Source organism: Vibrio sp. Vb0349 (assembly GCF_033338975.1).
Map to the genome: position 1 here is coordinate 57,220 of NZ_JAWOTS010000002.1, position 17,984 is coordinate 75,203.

Annotated in this window: 15 protein-coding genes; 11 read left to right on the plus strand and 4 right to left on the minus strand. The window is 44.8% G+C overall.

All coding sequences use genetic code 11. From position 1 onward, the window contains the following. Nucleotides 1-151: 151 nt before the first annotated feature. A complete protein-coding gene (locus R7Q47_RS03555) occupies nucleotides 152-1,780 on the plus strand; it encodes a methyl-accepting chemotaxis protein (RefSeq protein WP_005388969.1) in 1,629 nt (542 codons plus the stop codon). A 125-nt stretch (nucleotides 1,781-1,905) separates the two neighbouring features. Here the strand turns inward: R7Q47_RS03555 and miaE are convergent, their stop codons facing one another. Both miaE and R7Q47_RS03565 read right to left on the minus strand, forming a co-directional pair. Then, nucleotides 1,906-2,676 (minus strand): tRNA isopentenyl-2-thiomethyl-A-37 hydroxylase MiaE, encoded by a 771-nt coding sequence (gene miaE / locus R7Q47_RS03560; RefSeq protein WP_005388968.1) that lies wholly within the window; start codon nucleotides 2,674-2,676, stop codon nucleotides 1,906-1,908. Nucleotides 2,677-2,773: 97 nt separating this feature from the next. Further along, the gene (locus R7Q47_RS03565) at nucleotides 2,774-3,538 is read right to left on the minus strand and encodes a hypothetical protein (RefSeq protein WP_005378247.1); all 765 of its coding nucleotides are present in this window, start codon (nucleotides 3,536-3,538) and stop codon (nucleotides 2,774-2,776) included. Nucleotides 3,539-3,851: 313 nt separating this feature from the next. Here R7Q47_RS03565 and cysB point away from each other — a divergent pair, with 313 nt between their 5' ends. Together cysB and R7Q47_RS03575 are read left to right on the plus strand one after the other, a co-directional pair. Next, entirely contained in the window at nucleotides 3,852-4,826 is a 975-nt protein-coding gene (gene cysB, locus R7Q47_RS03570; RefSeq protein WP_318088646.1) for an HTH-type transcriptional regulator CysB, read from the plus strand. Between the two features lie 54 nt (nucleotides 4,827-4,880). Continuing rightward, nucleotides 4,881-6,077, plus strand: a complete 1,197-nt coding sequence (locus R7Q47_RS03575) for a methyltransferase (RefSeq protein WP_154204705.1) — start codon at nucleotides 4,881-4,883, stop codon at nucleotides 6,075-6,077. Between the two features lie 93 nt (nucleotides 6,078-6,170). Here R7Q47_RS03575 and ald read toward each other — a convergent pair whose 3' ends face one another. Next, a complete protein-coding gene (gene ald, locus R7Q47_RS03580; RefSeq protein WP_005378241.1) occupies nucleotides 6,171-7,295 on the minus strand; it encodes an alanine dehydrogenase in 1,125 nt (374 codons plus the stop codon). A gap of 156 nt (nucleotides 7,296-7,451) precedes the next feature. On the opposite strand from ald, the gene lrp reads away from it, so the two are divergent. The 8 genes from lrp to R7Q47_RS03620 all read left to right on the plus strand — a co-directional run bounded on the left by lrp (nucleotide 7,452) and on the right by R7Q47_RS03620 (nucleotide 16,517). Then, a complete protein-coding gene (lrp, locus tag R7Q47_RS03585) occupies nucleotides 7,452-7,946 on the plus strand; it encodes a leucine-responsive transcriptional regulator Lrp (RefSeq protein WP_005378234.1) in 495 nt (164 codons plus the stop codon). 152 nt (nucleotides 7,947-8,098) lie between these two features. Beyond that, complete coding sequence (locus tag R7Q47_RS03590; protein WP_130546643.1) at nucleotides 8,099-11,146, plus strand: DNA translocase FtsK 4TM domain-containing protein; 3,048 nt, start codon at nucleotides 8,099-8,101, stop codon at nucleotides 11,144-11,146. Nucleotides 11,147-11,207: 61 nt separating this feature from the next. Continuing rightward, on the plus strand, nucleotides 11,208-11,834 hold the full coding sequence (gene lolA / locus R7Q47_RS03595) for an outer membrane lipoprotein chaperone LolA (RefSeq protein ID WP_005388103.1): 627 nt from the start codon (nucleotides 11,208-11,210) through the stop codon (nucleotides 11,832-11,834). Next, nucleotides 11,835-13,190 (plus strand): replication-associated recombination protein A, encoded by a 1,356-nt coding sequence (locus R7Q47_RS03600; protein ID WP_246544199.1) that lies wholly within the window; start codon nucleotides 11,835-11,837, stop codon nucleotides 13,188-13,190. Nucleotides 13,191-13,281: 91 nt separating this feature from the next. Beyond that, nucleotides 13,282-14,589, plus strand: a complete 1,308-nt coding sequence (gene serS / locus R7Q47_RS03605) for a serine--tRNA ligase (protein ID WP_005378225.1) — start codon at nucleotides 13,282-13,284, stop codon at nucleotides 14,587-14,589. 203 nt (nucleotides 14,590-14,792) lie between these two features. Next, nucleotides 14,793-15,695 (plus strand): N-acetylmuramidase domain-containing protein, encoded by a 903-nt coding sequence (locus R7Q47_RS03610; RefSeq protein WP_213893729.1) that lies wholly within the window; start codon nucleotides 14,793-14,795, stop codon nucleotides 15,693-15,695. Next, entirely contained in the window at nucleotides 15,685-16,113 is a 429-nt protein-coding gene (locus R7Q47_RS03615; protein ID WP_031812824.1) for a hypothetical protein, read from the plus strand. Before R7Q47_RS03610 ends, R7Q47_RS03615 begins: the two co-directional genes overlap by 11 nt. Nucleotides 16,114-16,250: 137 nt before the next feature. Then, nucleotides 16,251-16,517: a DksA/TraR family C4-type zinc finger protein gene (locus R7Q47_RS03620; protein ID WP_154204704.1), complete on the plus strand. Its 267-nt coding sequence runs from the start codon at nucleotides 16,251-16,253 to the stop codon at nucleotides 16,515-16,517. A 69-nt stretch (nucleotides 16,518-16,586) separates the two neighbouring features. On the opposite strand, the gene bioA is transcribed toward R7Q47_RS03620, so the two are convergent. After that, nucleotides 16,587-17,867: an adenosylmethionine--8-amino-7-oxononanoate transaminase gene (gene bioA, locus R7Q47_RS03625; protein ID WP_054575124.1), complete on the minus strand. Its 1,281-nt coding sequence runs from the start codon at nucleotides 17,865-17,867 to the stop codon at nucleotides 16,587-16,589. Nucleotides 17,868-17,984 lie beyond the last annotated feature (117 nt).

Below are 17,984 nucleotides of genomic sequence, written 5' to 3' on the forward strand. Positions count from 1 at the left end.
TGATAAAACTATCAATTACTGGTCAAGATTTGATCTCTCAAGCCGATGTATATAAGAGCGTTCAATGATATCGAGCGCAAAAAACAGTGTGTTTTAGAGGTTAAGCTTTCACTTAAGTGAGAGGTTTGGAAAGGCTGCGGGGAGAAAGTGCATGCGTATTAAAGACTTAAGTGTCGTAAAGAAAATATCGGTTAGTTATTTAACCGTTTTTGCCGTGTTTGGTTTAGTGTCAGTAATGTTGGTGCAAGGTTTGTTAACACTGAATAAAGACATCTCAGTGTTAACAGATAAAAGTTTACCTTCTGTTGCGATTTTGAAAGGTATCCAAGTTGATATTACTAAAGTGCGTAAAGATGAGTTCTCTTTATTGCCAAACGCAAATCACCCCAAAATTGGTGAGTGGTTAAAAGGCCTCGACCAATGGCGTTCTGATGTGCAGGCTGGTATTGCAGAATACGAAAAGCTCGACCTTAATAAGCGTGAAACGCAGTCTTTTAGCGTTTTTAAAGAAACTTGGAATCAATACATCAAAGAAACGAAGACTTACAACGCACTGCTAAGCCAAGGTGATGCTGAAAGTGCAAATGATGTGATTTTATCGAGTTTCGATACCTACTCAAAAGCGTTGAGCAGCTTGGATGATACCCTCGCGTTGAACGATGAGTTGGTGAATTTGATTGGTGAAGAAGTACAAAGTGAAGCGGCATTTACACAATACAGCGCTGCTGTTGGTGCGCTCGTCGTCGCATTGGTCATGGTAATGTCTGCCATGTTGCTTTCTCGAGTCATTTGCGGGCCTGTTGATCGAGCATTGGAATTCGCTTCCAAAATCGCCAAGGGTCAATTGAATAATCAAATCGACGAAAGTGAATTGAGCAAAGACGAGTTAGGAACGTTGCTTAAAGAGCTTGTCGGTATGCAAACAAACTTACATTCGCTGGTTTCTGAGATTAATGACTCAACGATTCAGCTAACGGCAGCAGTAGAGGAAGTGAGTGCTATTTCTTCTCAGACCGCCTCTGGTATGCAAAATCAACAAATTGAACTTAGCTCGGTGGCTTCTGCGATGACAGAGATGCAAGCTGCTGTAAGTGAAGTGGCACAAAATACCGAAGTTGGCGCAACCTCTGCTTATTCGGCTGCGGAAGTGGCAAAGCAAGGAACGGCGACGTTACAACAAACTATCGCAGTAATTGAGCGTGTATCACATACGATCCAAGAATCAGATGAACTGGCACGTGAGCTTGAATCGAGCTCAAACAATATCAATGTGGTCGTCGATGTGATCCGCGGGATTGCCGAGCAAACAAACTTGTTAGCACTGAACGCCGCAATTGAAGCCGCTCGGGCTGGTGAACAAGGACGTGGGTTTGCTGTTGTGGCAGATGAGGTTCGTTCTCTGGCGCAACGCACTCAAGACTCCACTTCACAAATTGTGGAAATTGTTAATCAGCTACAAGAGAGCAGCAGTAAAATAGGGCATTCAAGCCGTGATTGTCAGGAGGGTATTTCTCAGTGTGTTGAGCAAGTTAATGATGCTGATAGCCAGATAAAAGAAATTGAACATTCTGTCGATAACATAGCGCAAATGAGCACACAAATCGCAACGGCGTGCAGTGAGCAGAATTCTGTATCCGAAGAGCTGAATCGCAGTGTGGAGCATATTAATAGTGCTTCAACAGAGATGGCTGAGGGAGCTTCACAAACGGCTGTGGCTTGTCAGCAGATTAGTAGCCTAGCGCACAACTTGAAAACTCGAATAGGTTCATTCCAGCTCTAGCTGTTGTGTTTCAGCTTTATTCCTAACCTCATTGCTACAATAAATAAGCCGGACGAAATGTCCGGCTTATTTATTCTCTGTCTATATAAGTTCAGAGTATGCTCAACCTTGGGAGAATATGCTCGCTAGGCTGGAATACCACTGTGAAACTTAAAATCTGTATCTGGCGTAGAAATTAAATCTGCCTCTATACGTCCAAAGTAGGCGATGCGCTCGCTGATATCTTTGCCTGCGATTTGCTCCGCTAATACAAGATAATCCTGGTAATGGCGTGCTTCAGAACGTAATAAAGAAATGTAGAACTTTGCGATATCGTCATCCATATGTGGTGCTAGTTTGGCAAAACGCTCACAAGATCGGGCTTCGATGTACGCACCAATGATGAGTTTATCGATCAGCGTTTCCGGCTCATGAGTCTTCATATGCGAAATCAGTCCTTTAGCATAGCGACTTGCTGGAATATTTTTATACTCAATTCCACGACTTTCCATGATCTCTAAAACTTGATAAAAGTGGTGTAACTCCTCTTTTATCAAAAGCACCATCTTATCGATCAAATCTTGGCTGTATGGTGAGTCGGACTTAGCCATGATTGACTTAGAAATATTGCTCTTGCCTTTTAAAGTTTCCAATGAGCCTACGTTACGGTAAGCAAAATCTTCGTAGGGCTTAAACCAGTCAAGTAGAGCATGTGAACTGGATTGGTCAACGGCATACTTACGAATTAAAAACATGGCAGATTGGCCAGCTTTTAGTTCGCACAGTAGGTGGTCTAACAAAATGGTTTGAAGGTTCTCTGGTTTCTTTGCTTCCTCTACCCATTCATCAGGTGTACTGCATTGCAGAAATTGGTTAATGGGAGCAAGAAGATCTTGATAGGCGTCTAGATTCATCATTTTAGTTTTAGTACTTCACATTTTTATTGGGCATATCCGTTGTCTTGCGGATAGAAAAAAGGCTGCAATTGCAGCCTTTCTTGACCTGAAGTGAATGTTACCACTTTTTCTTCTCGCCGAAGAGTGCTTCCATGTCATTGTCACGCTCTTTGTCAGCAATCTGCTGCATTTCGGCATCGCTTTTATCTTGGCGCTTTTTATCTAAGTCACCCAACATCTCTTCAAGCTTTTGTTTCGCTTGAATAGAATAAGGATCGCTCTTAGTGCTCAAAGCATCGATACCTTTACGCAGCAGTTGAAGCGCGGTGCCTGGTTGGCCACGAGCGATAGAGTCGTTTGCTCTTTTGATGACATTTTCAATGTTGATGCGAATTTGCATCGTTTCCAAGCGCGCATTTTCAGTGACGTAAGTCTGGGTATCCAATCGGCCTTTGTTGTGCTCGTTACGGATAGTGTCGCGAAGTCGTTTAACCAGCTTAAGCATGACGATAGCTTGTTTATCACTACTCGGCATCTTGAAAGTGGTACTCTCGCCAGTAGGACCATTCTCTTTTAGCTGCGTAATCTGCTGCTTCATATTTTCGATACGTTGAGCAAGTTGCTTGTTCTTCGGGTCCAGCTCATGCATGCTCTCTAGCGCGTCAAGAATACGATTGTTTAGACACAGCAACAGCTCTTTACTAAAAGGGATATGGTGTGCATGACCAATCAACTCTTCAGTACCATCTATCAAGGCTACATATCGCGCTGATTCCTGCCTTTTTGCGGTTTCAACTTTAACCTTATATTGCAACATAATGTTATAGCCTAGGATTAACACCAGTAGGATGGCTACCAAAGCGATTATTAAACCAATATTCATATCTTTGCGTCTGCTTTACTTTTCTGCGGCTAGCGTTAAAGAATACATGAATCTTATCTTACTCGGCACCTTATTTGTTTGATTATTTTGTCTCTCCCACGTTTTAGTTACTGATAGAAGTCACATCATAGAACTTCGGTCATTTATTGGCTCAACTTTGTGCATATTGTTTCTTGCTTGAAGATTATTAGTATGTGATTGAGGTATAAGTTAGAAATTGCTGTTCATTTCGATTTGAACGCGTTATAACTAATTATTATATCGCTCGCTTGAGTGGCCAATAAACTCTCTCATGAATAAGTAAGGGATTACGATGAAACTGCAGCAGCTGAAGTATATTGTTGAGGTTGTAAACCATAATCTGAATGTATCTGCAACGGCGGAAAGCTTATATACCTCTCAGCCAGGTATCAGTAAACAGGTTCGGTTGCTGGAAGACGAGTTAGGCATTCAGATTTTTGAACGTAGCGGTAAGCACTTAACGCAAGTGACGCCAGCTGGAGAAGAAATTGTACGTATCTCTCAAGAAATTCTCGCTCGTGTAGAAAGTATCAAAGCGGTGGCTGGAGAGCACACCCATCCAGAAATGGGGACGCTGAATATCACCACGACACATACGCAGGCTCGTTATGCACTGCCAGATGTCATCAAAGGTTTTACTTCTCGTTATCCAAAAGTGTCGTTACACATGCACCAAGGTACACCATCACAAATGTCTGAGGCGATAGCTAAAGGCACAGCGAATTTTGCGATTGCGACAGAAGCTCTTCACTTATATCAAGATGCCATCATGCTGCCTTGTTATCACTGGAATCGTTCAATAGTTGTGCCTAAAGACCACCCACTAGCGAAGAAATACAAAGTAACGATCAGTGATCTTGCCGCTTACCCATTAGTCACTTACGTGTTCGGTTTTACTGGCCGTTCAGAGCTGGATACAGCATTCAACCGCGAAGGTTTAACCCCGCGAGTGGTGTTCACTGCAACTGATGCAGACGTCATTAAAACTTACGTTCGTATGGGTATTGGTGTGGGTGTGATTGCAAGCATGGCTGTGGATGAAGAGCAGGACGGTGACTTGGTTGCAATAGATGCGAGCCATTTGTTTGGCGCGAGCACCACGAGCATCGGCTTCCGCCGTGGTACATTCTTACGCTCTTACATGTTCGATTTTATGGAGCGTTTTGCACCGCACTTAACGCGTCCAGTGGTTGAGCAGGCGATTTCGTTGAAGTCTAATGCAGAAATCGAAGAGATGTTTAAAGACATCGAGCTTCCGGTGAGATAACACTTCATTGATGTTTCGATTCCCTCTACAATGCGCTCGTTGTAGGGGGTAGCTATGAAAACGCAATTTCAATTTATTAATGACTGCTTAATCGAAAACCAATCTTTGTGGCGATTCGAGCCTTTTAAAAGCAGCATTCACACGTCATTACCTTGGCAGGAGCAACATCCTCGACTGTGCCAATGGCTAGCGTCTCTTACTCCCTCTCAAATCGAAGAATACAAAGCAGCACCAGAACTCGCGTTAAAAGCACTTAGTCCGTTTTTGCCTGAGCTTGAACAACTCGCAGAACTGACTCATTTAGAGCTTTTGTCGTTAAACGGCTTGGAACTCGCTCGTGGTTTAGATAACGGTATTCCGGGACGTAAGTTGGAGCAAATTAGCTCGATGGGTGAAGCTGCAATTCAACAACACTGTGGCGAAGAATGGCTAGAATGGTGCTCAGGTAAAGGTTACTTGGGGCGAATCCTGACCGCGCAAACCGATCAGCCTGTAACCAGCTTTGAATACCAACAAGCACTGTGCGATTCGGGACAACAAGCAGCCAATGAACATCATTGGAAGATGACGTTTATTCAAGGCGACGCGTTTGATAGCAAAGCGAAAGCCGTGTTTAAGCCAACGCAACACGCAGTAGCACTGCATGCATGCGGTGACCTTCACGTTCGTCTAATGCAGTACGGCAGTGAAAATGGGATTGCTGCGATGACCATATCACCTTGTTGTTACCACTTGATTCAGTCGGAACAATACCAGCCGATGTCGGAATCGGGCAGGGCTTCTTCTCTCTCATTGTCTAAGCAAGAACTGCGTATCCCATTACAACAAACGGTGACGGGAGGAGAGCGCGTGCGTCGTCATCGTCAGCAGGAAATGATGTTTCGTCTTGGGTTTGATTTGATCACGCGACAAGCTTTGGGAATGGCAGAGTATCAGCCTGTGCCGAGTATCCGTAAGTCGCAATTAAGTGATGGTTTTGAATCGTTCTGTCGCTGGGCAGCGGAGCAAAAAGGCATTGTTCTTCCTCAAGAAATCGATTTCTCTCATTTTGAAAAGTTAAGCGAACAACGCTTCTGGCAAATGGAGAGAATGAGCTTAGTGCAACTTGTTTTTCAACGTCCGTTGGAGATCTGGCTCGCATTAGACAAAGTGCTTTATCTTGAAGAACGTGGTTACCGTGTTAGATTGTCAGAGTTTTGCCCTAAATCGGTCACGCCTAGAAATATTTTAATTTGTGCATATAAGATTTAGTTATTCTTTATAGCCAAACGCTCTATATGAAAAAGCCCACTTATGAGTGGGCTTTTGTAAACAAAACGTGACAAATTATGTTTTATTTTGTCATTAATTAAACATAGCGATAGCTTGAGTTGGTTCAACGTATTCCAAGTCAAAGCTTTCTGCTACTTCTTTACACGTTACTTTTCCGTGAATAACGTTTAGACCTTCAAGGAAGCCTTTATCTTCTAGAAGTGCTTCGCGGTAGCCTTTATTTGCTAACTTCACGATGTATGGAAGTGTAGCGTTGTTGAGTGCAAATGTTGAAGTGCGAGCAACTGCGCCAGGCATATTTGCTACACAGTAGTGAACCACTTCATCAACGATGTAAGTTGGATCTGCGTGAGTTGTCGCGTGCGAAGTTTCGAAACAACCGCCTTGGTCAATTGCCACGTCAACCACTGCCGCACCAGGCTTCATCTTAGCAATGTGCTCTTTAGTGACCAGTTTAGGTGCTGCTGCGCCAGGAATTAGAACGGCACCGATAACTAGGTCCGCTTCTAGAACATGCTTCTCGATAGCGTCTTCAGTAGAATAAACCACTTTTGCGCGACCTTGGAATTCTTCGTCAAGCTTACGAAGTGTGTCTACGTTACGGTCTAGAATAGTGACGTCAGCGCGAAGGCCAACCGCCATACGAGCAGCGTTTGCACCAACAACGCCACCACCAACGATAACGACTTTTGCAGGTTCAACACCAGGTACGCCGCCTAGGAGTAGACCACGACCGCCGTGCGATTTTTCCAACGTTTGCGCGCCAGCTTGGATAGACATCCGACCTGCCACTTCTGACATTGGTGCTAACAGTGGCAAACGACCCATATTATCTGTTACAGTCTCATAGGCTATACAGACAGCTTTGCTCTTGATTAGCTCATCAGTTTGTGGAAAATCTGGTGCTAGGTGTAAATAAGTAAATAAAATTTGCCCTTCGCGGAGCATTGCTCTCTCTACTGCTTGGGGTTCTTTTACTTTTACAATCATGTCTGCTTGCGCAAATACGTCAGCAGCATGAGGGAGAATGGATGCGCCGACAGCGATGTAATCATCGTCTGAAAAACCAATGCCGGCACCTGCATTGGTCTCAACTAAAACTTGGTGACCATGTGAGATGAGTTCTCTCACGCTAGCTGGGATCATACCAACACGATATTCGTGATTCTTGATTTCCTTAGGTACGCCAATGATCATCCTGTATCCTCTTTCTATAATGGTTGTATTAACTGTTAGTAGGGTGTTATTGTCGAATTAATAACTAGTATAGTTATAGATTTGTAAAATTTGGCACCAAATATTAAAAAGTTGTAGTATATTTTTTTGCAAGGAAGTAATAAGGTGGAATAAAAAATGGCAGACAACTATAAAAAGCCGTCCAAGGAACTAGACCGTATCGACCGCAACATTCTTAATGAGCTGCAGAAAGACGGTCGTATTTCAAACGTTGAGCTTTCAAAACGTGTGGGACTTTCTCCAACGCCATGTTTGGAGCGTGTACGTCGCTTAGAGCGTCAGGGTTATATCACAGGGTATACTGCATTATTGAATCCGCAGTTCCTGGATGCATCACTATTAGTATTCGTTGAGATTACGCTAAACCGTGGTGCGCCGGATGTGTTTGAGCAGTTTAACTCAGCTGTTCAAAAGCTAGACGACATACAAGAGTGTCATCTTGTTTCAGGTGACTTTGACTATCTTCTTAAAACCCGTGTATCAGATATGGGTGCTTACCGCCGACTATTGGGCGATACGTTACTACGTCTACCTGGCGTAAATGACACTCGCACATACGTTGTTATGGAAGAAGTGAAACAATCTAACCAGCTTGTGATCAAAACTCGTTAATTTCTTGCAAAGAAAGCGGTATATGCTTCCGCTTTCGCCAGAGAGTAATTGGGTTTTTCTCCTTGATATGGTTAAATCAATTTACCGAGCGGCTTGATGCCGCTCGGAATGTTTTGCAATTTCCTATTTCATTTCCATATTCAAGTTGATTTATGTTCAAAGAGAACGCAAAGAAAGTCGAAACCATTATCAAAACCAGTGAAGAGCCCCAGTCTTCACGCTTAAATGGCTTCCAACGCTTAAAAGAGTGCTGCTTTATCGTTGGCGTTCTTAGCTCGGTATTGCTTGCGGTTGCACTATTTACCTTCAGTCCGGCCGATCCTTCTTGGTCCCAAACCGCATGGGGAGGGGATATCGATAATGCTGGTGGCCTTTTCGGCGCTTGGCTAGCCGATACTCTATTTTTCACATTTGGCTCTCTCGCTTACCCAATCCCTTTCTTGCTAGCGGCGGCTGCATGGGTGATTTGCCGTAAACGAGGAGAAGATGAGCCCATTGATTTCATGCTATGGGGTACAAGGCTGCTCGGTCTGGTCGTCCTTATTATGACCAGTTGCGGTCTTGCCGATATTAATTTTGATGACATTTGGTATTTTTCATCCGGAGGTGTGGTCGGGGATGTGTTGTCTAGTCTCGCTTTACCTACATTGAATGTACTCGGTACCACATTGGTATTGCTGTTCTTGTGGGGAGCGGGCTTTACGCTCTTCACTGGCATCTCATGGCTTAACATCGTGGAATGGCTTGGTGATCGTGCGTTAGCACTAATTGCCGCGCTTGCAAATAAGGCAAGAGGTTCAGAGCAGGAAGTTTTAGAACCTCAGCTTGATGAGTTTGTAGAAGACAAAGTCTCTACGCCTAAACACAATGTAGACCATGAAATTGATGATGAGCCGCTTCCTCATTTAACGGCGTACGATGTCGATGAACCGAAAGAGCCGGCGCCAGCGCATGAGTATCCTATTTATATGCCGCAAGCGAAACCTGATAAGCCTGCGGAACAGGCGATGGTAGAACCGACGCCACCACAACGCAAGGCTACGGTTAATGCTGCGCCAGTTTATTCTGAACCTGAGCCTCAAATACAACCTATCCATACGGTTAACACGGATAACGTTGATCCGCTCTTGGAACGCACCAAGCAACTGAATGTTACGATAGAAGAGCTTGAAGCAGCGGCGCAACAAGCAGATGACTGGGGAACTGAAGAGCAGGCAGCCCCATCATTTGCAGACACTTACTCTTCCTATGTAGAGCAACATACAGCTACAGAAGAACCGATCAGTGTTGAACCAGATTATGCGCAGTACGAACAATTTGAAGCAGAGCAAGTACAGCAGCCAAGTATTGAGCATCCTGTACATGAAGAGCCTGCAATTGATTCTGCTGTATTAGATAGCATCACGGCGCAAACAGAGTCGAGCCAACATATTGAGCCTACGATCTCTGACTTTGATGTGTTAGATGATGAAGACGAAGTGGAGTCTCAGCCTGCGCAGCAAGTACAGCCAACAACGCCTCATCAGCAAGCAGCAACACCTTCAACAACATTTGAACCTGCTCCTCAAAAAGTGGAAGTAGAAGAGGTCCAAGACAACGACCAAGACGTTACCGCATTCCAAGATATGGTTTCCAATGCACAAGCCAAAGTCGCTGCAACACAGAACCCATTTTTGGTACAGAAAGAAGAAAACTTGCCAGTTCCGGAAGAGCCACTCCCAACGCTCGAGTTGCTTTATCATCCAGAAAAACGTGAAAACTTTATCGACCGTGATGCGCTAGAGCAGGTCGCTCGATTGGTAGAGAGCAAACTCGCTGACTACAAAATCAAAGCCGATGTGGTTGGTATTTATCCTGGTCCAGTGATCACTCGTTTTGAGCTTGATTTGGCGCCGGGGGTGAAAGTAAGTCGTATTTCTGGTCTTTCAACTGACTTAGCGCGTGCATTGTCTGCGATGGCGGTACGTGTTGTGGAAGTAATCCCTGGCAAGCCTTACATCGGTTTGGAACTGCCAAATATGAGTCGTCAGACGGTCTATTTATCTGATGTCATCAGTAGCCCTCAGTTTGAGCAAGCAACGTCACCAACAACGGTTGTGTTAGGTCAAGACATTGCGGGCGAAGCTGTGGTGGCAGATCTTGCGAAGATGCCTCACGTGTTAGTAGCAGGTACAACAGGTTCTGGTAAGTCGGTGGGTGTGAACGTGATGATTTTGAGCATGCTGTATAAAGCAGGTCCAGAAGATGTACGCTTCATCATGATTGACCCGAAAATGCTAGAGCTTTCTATTTATGAAGGTATCCCTCATCTTCTTTCTGAAGTTGTGACTGATATGAAAGACGCATCAAACGCTCTACGTTGGTGTGTGGGCGAGATGGAACGTCGTTACAAATTGATGTCGGCATTAGGTGTACGTAATGTGAAGGGCTTCAACGAAAAATTGAAGATGGCAGCAGAAGCGGGCCACCCAATCCATGACCCGTTCTGGCAGGAAGGCGACAGCATGGATACTGAACCGCCATTGCTAGAAAAGCTGCCTTACATCGTCGTTGTTGTTGACGAATTTGCTGACCTGATGATGGTGGTAGGTAAGAAAGTTGAAGAACTGATTGCTCGCTTGGCGCAAAAAGCGCGTGCGGCAGGTATTCACTTAATTCTTGCGACTCAGCGTCCATCGGTTGACGTTATTACCGGTCTAATTAAAGCGAACATTCCAACTCGTGTTGCGTTTACGGTATCGACTAAAACGGACTCTCGTACAATCCTAGATCAAGGCGGCGCAGAATCACTACTTGGTATGGGTGATATGTTGTATCTACCGCCGGGATCAAGTCATACAACTCGTGTTCACGGTGCATTTGCATCAGATGATGATGTTCATGCTGTTGTAAACAACTGGAAAGCGCGTGGTAAACCGAACTACATTGAAGAGATCATCAGTGGAGATCAAACTCCAGAAAGTCTATTGCCAGGTGAGCAAATGGAAGCGGATGAAGATGTAGACCCGCTCTTCGATCAAGTTGTTGAGCACGTGGTTCAATCACGTCGAGGTTCGGTTTCCGGTGTTCAGCGCCGATTTAAGATAGGTTACAACCGTGCCGCCCGTATTGTAGAGCAGCTTGAAGCGCAGGGCATCGTAAGTGCTCCGGGTCATAATGGTAACCGTGAAGTACTGGCACCTGCGCCACCAAAAGATTAATGAACTTGTGTTACTCACCTCAGTCCAACTGAGGTGAGTGGTTCTAATAATAGGTATCTGAATGAAAAAACTATTTTCAGCGAAACTTTTCTCCGCGCTTGTTTTAAGCTTTTCCCTCTTCTCTACTGCACACGCAGCATCTCCTAAAGATGAATTAAACAAACGCCTTTCTATGAATGATGGCTTTAGTGCAGATTTCTCTCAGCAGGTTATCAGCCCTGAAGGCGAAACGGTTATGGAAGGAGAAGGTACGGTTGAAATTGCCCGCCCAAGCCTGTTCCGTTGGAGTACAACATTTCCTGATGAGAACCTACTGGTCTCTGACGGTAAGACATTGTGGTACTACAGTCCATTCATCGAGCAAGTGAGTATCTACTGGCAAGAGCAAGCAACAGAGCAAACGCCATTTGTTTTGCTAACGCGTAACCGAGCAAGTGATTGGAATAACTACAAAATATCTCAAAAAGGTGACCAGTTCACTCTCATTCCTACCGCAGTAGACTCCACACAAGGTCAATTCCAGATTAATATTGATGCCAAAGGTGTCGTGAAAGGCTTCAACGTGGTTGAGCAAGACGGTCAAAAAGGTTTGTTCACCTTTAACAACGTGAAGCTGGGTAAACCAAAAGCAGACAGATTCACATTCACAATTCCAAAAGGTGTGGAAGTGGATGACCAAAGGAATTAATTGGTTGTGAGTAATTACACATTAGATTTCTCGGGGGACGAAGATTTTCGTCCCCTTGCTGCTCGTATGAGACCGGAAACAATCGAGCAATACATTGGACAGCAGCACATTTTAGGCCTTGGTAAGCCACTGCGCCGTGCGCTAGAGGCGGGTCACATTCACTCTATGATCCTTTGGGGACCACCAGGCACAGGCAAAACGACATTAGCGGAAGTGGCTGCAAACTATGCCAATGCTGAAGTAGAGCGCGTGTCTGCCGTGACGTCTGGTGTGAAAGAAATTCGTGCTGCAATCGAGAAAGCACGTGAGAACAAAATGGCGGGCCGCCGCACCATCTTATTTGTGGATGAGGTGCATCGCTTCAACAAATCTCAACAAGATGCGTTTTTACCGCATATCGAAGATGGCACGGTTACCTTTATTGGTGCGACGACAGAAAACCCATCGTTTGAGTTAAACAACGCATTGCTGTCACGTGCACGTGTCTACAAGCTAACGTCTCTCGATAAAGATGAAATCTCACTGGCGCTGAATCAAGCGATCAGTGACAAAGAGCGTGGCTTGGGCAATACACCCGCACATTTCGCTGATAACGTATTAGACCGCCTAGCAGAACTGGTCAACGGTGATGCTCGCATGTCTCTCAATTATCTTGAGCTGCTCTACGACATGGCAGAAGACAATGCGCAAGGTGAAAAAGAGATCACGCTTAAGTTGCTTGCGGAAGTAGCAGGGGAGAAAGTCTCTCGCTTTGATAACAAAGGTGATATCTGGTACGACTTAATCTCTGCGGTCCACAAATCCATTCGTGGTTCAAACCCGGATGCGGCGCTTTACTGGGCTGCACGTATGATTGCAGCGGGATGTGATCCTCTTTACATTGCCCGTCGATTACTTGCGATAGCATCGGAAGATGTCGGCAATGCGGACCCTAGAGCCATGCAAGTGGCACTCTCCGCGTGGGACTGTTTTACGCGCGTTGGTCCAGCAGAAGGTGAACGTGCGATTGCACAGGCGATCGTGTACTTAGCGTGTGCGCCAAAAAGTAATGCGGTATACGTGGCGTGGAAACAAGCGCTCACAGACGCTCATAACTTACCTGAATATGAAGTGCCGCATCACCTTCGAAATGCACCAACCAGTTTGATGAAAGACATGGGTTACGGTGCAGAGTATCGTTATGCTCACGATGAGCCTGGCGCTTACGCTGCGGGTGAGCAATATTTGCCACCTGAAATGGGCGATCGTAGGTACTATCAGCCGACAAATCGTGGTCTAGAGACCAAAATCGGCGAAAAGTTAGATTACTTGGCTACTTTAGACGCAAATAGCCCACAAAAGCGCTATGAAAAGTAGGCGTTTTTGGATACATTTGTGCAGTAAATTTTTTTAACGCGTACGCTTGGAAAGTGCGCGTGATTTCACAACAAAAAGCATAGGATTAACAATGCTGGATTCTAAATTACTTCGTACAGAGCTGGATGAAACAGCTGCTAAACTGGCGCGTCGTGGCTTTAAGCTAGACGTAGATACTATTCGTAAACTTGAAGAACAACGTAAGTCCATTCAAGTAGAAGTAGAAAATTTACAATCCACGCGTAACTCCATCTCCAAGCAAATCGGCCAAAAAATGGCGGCTGGCGACAAAGAAGGCGCAGAAGAGATCAAGAAACAAATCGGTACGCTAGGTAGCGATCTTGATGCGAAGAAAGTTGAACTTGAGCAAGTAATGGCTCAACTAGACGAATTCACGCTTTCTGTACCAAACATCCCAGCAGACGAAGTGCCAGATGGCAAAGATGAAAACGACAACGTTGAAATCTCTCGTTGGGGTGAGCCAAAGTCTTACGACTTCGAACTGAAAGATCACGTTGACCTAGGCGAAATGGGCGACGGTCTAGACTTCGCAAGTGCAGTTAAGATCACTGGCGCACGTTTCATCGTGATGAAAGGCCAATTCGCTCGTCTACACCGTGCAATCGCTCAGTTTATGCTAGATCTTCACACTGAAGAGCACGGCTACACAGAAATGTACGTACCTTACCTAGTAAACTCTGACAGCCTATTCGGTACTGGTCAGCTTCCTAAGTTCGGTAAAGACCTTTTCCACACAGAGCCTCTAGCGGAAAAAGTAAACGACGAAGAGCCACGTAAACTGTCTCTAATCCCTACTGCAGAAGTACCTGTAACGAACCTAGTTCGTGACACGATTTCTGACGAAGCGGATCTACCAATTAAGATGACAGCTCACACTCCATGTTTCCGTTCAGAAGCAGGTTCTTACGGTCGTGATACTCGTGGTCTGATTCGTATGCACCAGTTCGACAAAGTTGAGCTGGTACAAATCACTAAGCCAGAAGATTCAATGAACGCACTAGAAGAGCTAACAGGTCACGCTGAGAAAGTTCTACAACTTCTTGAGCTTCCTTACCGTAAAGTGGTTCTATGTACAGGTGACATGGGCTTTGGCGCTCGTAAGACTTACGACCTAGAAGTTTGGGTTCCCGCCCAAGAAACTTACCGTGAAATCTCTTCATGTTCTAACATGTGGGACTTCCAAGCTCGTCGTATGCAAGCGCGTTTCCGTCGTAAAGGCGAGAAGAAACCTGAGCTTGTACACACGCTAAACGGTTCTGGTCTAGCTGTAGGTCGTACAATGGTTGCTATCCTAGAAAACAACCAAGAAGCAGACGGCCGCATTGCAATCCCTACAGTACTTCAGAAGTACATGGCGGGAGCAACGCACATCGGTTAATTCATTAACCACTAGAACATCAAAACCCAGCCTCTGTGCTGGGTTTTTTGTTATCTGCGTCGAGTGAAAATACGTTGTTATGTAAATATTGGATGAGGTATTGCATAGTTGACCTAAATTATTGAAAACAATTCTTAATGATATTTTTCTAAGCTTTATTGGGCATGACAATCTCCTCCAAAATTTAAAAAGGAGGCACTTTCATGGCTTCAATAAGAATAAGCGGCTCTGTTGGCTTGGGGGGTAAAAATGTGGATGTTGATATTCGTACGGTACAAAGGTCTATTAACCAATTGCTTGGTTCTTTAAAGGGAGTAAAGGAGCTTAAAGTGGATGGGAAACTAGGCTCTAGACCGGAAAACTCCAAGACTGTCGCCGCAATTAAAGCTTTTCAGAAAAACCTTGTTGGGATGGCTCGTCCAGATGGAAGGATAGATGTGAATGGAAGAAGCCATCGTAAGCTAAATGAGTATTTAAAACGAACACCTGAGACTGCGGTGGCATATACGTTACCCTTGGTTGGCTCAAGAGATGCGTTGACGGACTTGGATTATAGCAAAGTAGCTGAAACTCTTGGATGCGAAGTCGCTGCTATTAAAGCTGTAGCTGAAGTTGAGAGCCGAGGAAAAGCCTACTTTAGCAATGGTAAGCCAAAGATTTTGTTTGAGGCTCATATATTTTCGAGACTCACTTCAAGAGCCTACGATAACAGTCATCCAAGTATTTCAAGTCGGCATTGGAATCGAAGTCTGTACGTTGGTGGTATCTCAGAATACGTACGTTTAAATAAAGCGATTGAACTAAATTCAAATGCAGCAATCCGCTCCGCATCTTGGGGACGTTTCCAAATTATGGGCTTTAATTTCAAGTTAGCTGGTCATGTTACCGCTGAATCCTTTGTTAAAGCTGTATTCGAGTCGGAGAAGAAACAACTTGAGGCTTTTGTTACGTTTATCCAAAAGTCTGGCTTAGGTGAACATATAAGAGATAAAAATTGGGCTGCCTTTGCTCGTGGTTACAATGGTTCTGAGTATCAGAAAAATCAATACGACGTCAAATTAGAAAAGGCTTACAAAAAATATGCTTCGATTAAAAATGCTGCGTAACATTTCTTTGCTTGGACTTATTTTTAGTTCATCTGCTTGTGCTTCCAGCCACACTAATACTGCGCTATTTAAGTGTGATGTTTCACATCCTAACCGTCTAGAAATATCAATAGAAAATATAAACAGTCAGGTTCTACTGTCGGAGCTTAATTTAGGGGGGAGCAGTATTGAAAGAACCTTAGTTATAAAGGACTTTAAATTAGACCAGTATCATCGAGCGTTGGTAGATGAGAAGTCACTGGAATTTAGTATTGGTGAGCGCGTCATATTAGTCAGTGAGTACTTTAGCGAGGAGTTTGGTGAGGTAGAGAAGATACTCAGTGTTACTTTGAGAGAGCCTGAGCAAACGCAGTACTTTGAATGTGAGGAAGGGAGTATGAGTAACCTTGCATTGCTTTTCCATGAGAGTGCCGAATAATCGATTACAGAGTAATTATTACTAAAACGTAATAGTGTTTTCAAATTTACCCTAATTATCTTGTTATTTGTAATCGATATAATCATCCACCTTACCACGGTAAGTAGATTTTCTCATTCAAGTAACGAGGAGGGCTTATGGCCGTAGGGTGGGCCAATGACGATAGCGTCAGCCAACAAATTCAAAACACAATAGACGACGAGATTTCCCGTGTTCGTGGCAGTATCGCAAGGGGTGAAAGCGCCCATTATTGCGATGAGTGTGGTGATGAGATCCCAGAAGCACGTCGTTTTGCTATGAAAGGCGTTCGTTTGTGTATCGAATGTCAGTCAACAATCGAATTGGTGTATCAACGCCAAGCATTGTTCAATAGACGAGCGAGTAAAGACAGTCAACTTCGATAACTTTACTGCTCTAATAAATAACGAGACGGTTTGAGTCTCATACTCAAACCGTTTTCATGTTCAATTGAACTATGAAGCGAAGCAGTCTTTACGTTGTAACGCAGCATCAATCGCATTCACTAACTTTTCAATATCTTCTGGCTTGCTGATGAACGGCGGCATCATATAAATCAGTTTGCCAAATGGACGAATCCACACTCCGTGTTCAACAAACAAGGCTTGGATGGTTTCCATATTCACAGGGCGATACGTCTCCACTACGCCAATGGCACCTAACCAACGGGTGTTTTTTACCAACTCGTGTTCTTCAAGTTTTGGCAGTAACTCAGAAAACAACGCTTCGATTTGTTGGGTTTGCTGTTGCCAGTTACCTTGTTCAATCAATTCCAAACTTGCAGTGGCAACAGCGCAGGCAAGTGGGTTACCCATAAAGGTTGGGCCGTGCATAAAACAGCCTGCATCACCACCACAAACGGTGTCTGCTACGTGTTTGCTCGCCAGGGTCGCAGAGAGGGTCATGTAGCCGCCAGTGAGTGCTTTCCCGACACACAGAATGTCTGGTTGAATGTCTGCATGTTCGCAGGCAAACAACTTACCGGTACGACCAAATCCGGTAGCGATCTCATCTGCAATCAATAACAAGCCGTATTTGTCGCAAAGCCTACGCACGCCTTTGAGAAATTCTGGATGGTAGATGCGCATGCCGCCTGCGCCTTGAACAATAGGTTCTAGGATCACCGCAGCCAGTTCTTGATGGTGCGTATCAATCTTATGCTCGAAGTCAGTAAGAGCTTCTGGATCCCATTCATCCCAATAACCACAAGTTGGGGACTCCGCAAAGATATGTTCAGGTAAAAAGCCTTTGTAGAGAGAGTGCATTGAGTTGTCAGGATCGGTAACCGACATCGCCGCAAACGTATCGCCGTGATAACCGTGTCGCAAAGTAAGAAACTTCGGTCGGCGTTCGCCTTTTGCATGCCAATATTGCAGTGCCATTTTTAAGCTGACTTCTACGGCAACGGAGCCTGAATCGGCAAGGAATACATGTTCAAGATTACTTGGGGCTAGGGATAGCAACTTCTTACACAAACTGATTGCTGGCTGGTGGGTAATCCCGCCAAACATCACGTGAGAGACCTGATCGATTTGCTGGTGAGCGGCTTGATTTAAGTGCGGATGGTTATAGCCGTGGATCGTCGACCACCAAGAAGACATGCCATCGACCAGCTCAGTACCGTCTTCCAATTTAATATGAACACCATTTGCCGATGCCACTGGGTAGCAGGTCAGAGGTGTCAATGTCGAAGTGTAAGGATGCCAGATATGCTGGCGGTCGAAGGCGAGATCCATGTGCGATTCCAATAATAATTGAGGTTAAAAAACAGACAGGTGTAAACTTTGCTCTTTTGCGTTGTGTTGACAGTTTATCGAGACTCAGTAGACTGTCAACACAACAACAAAAGTGAC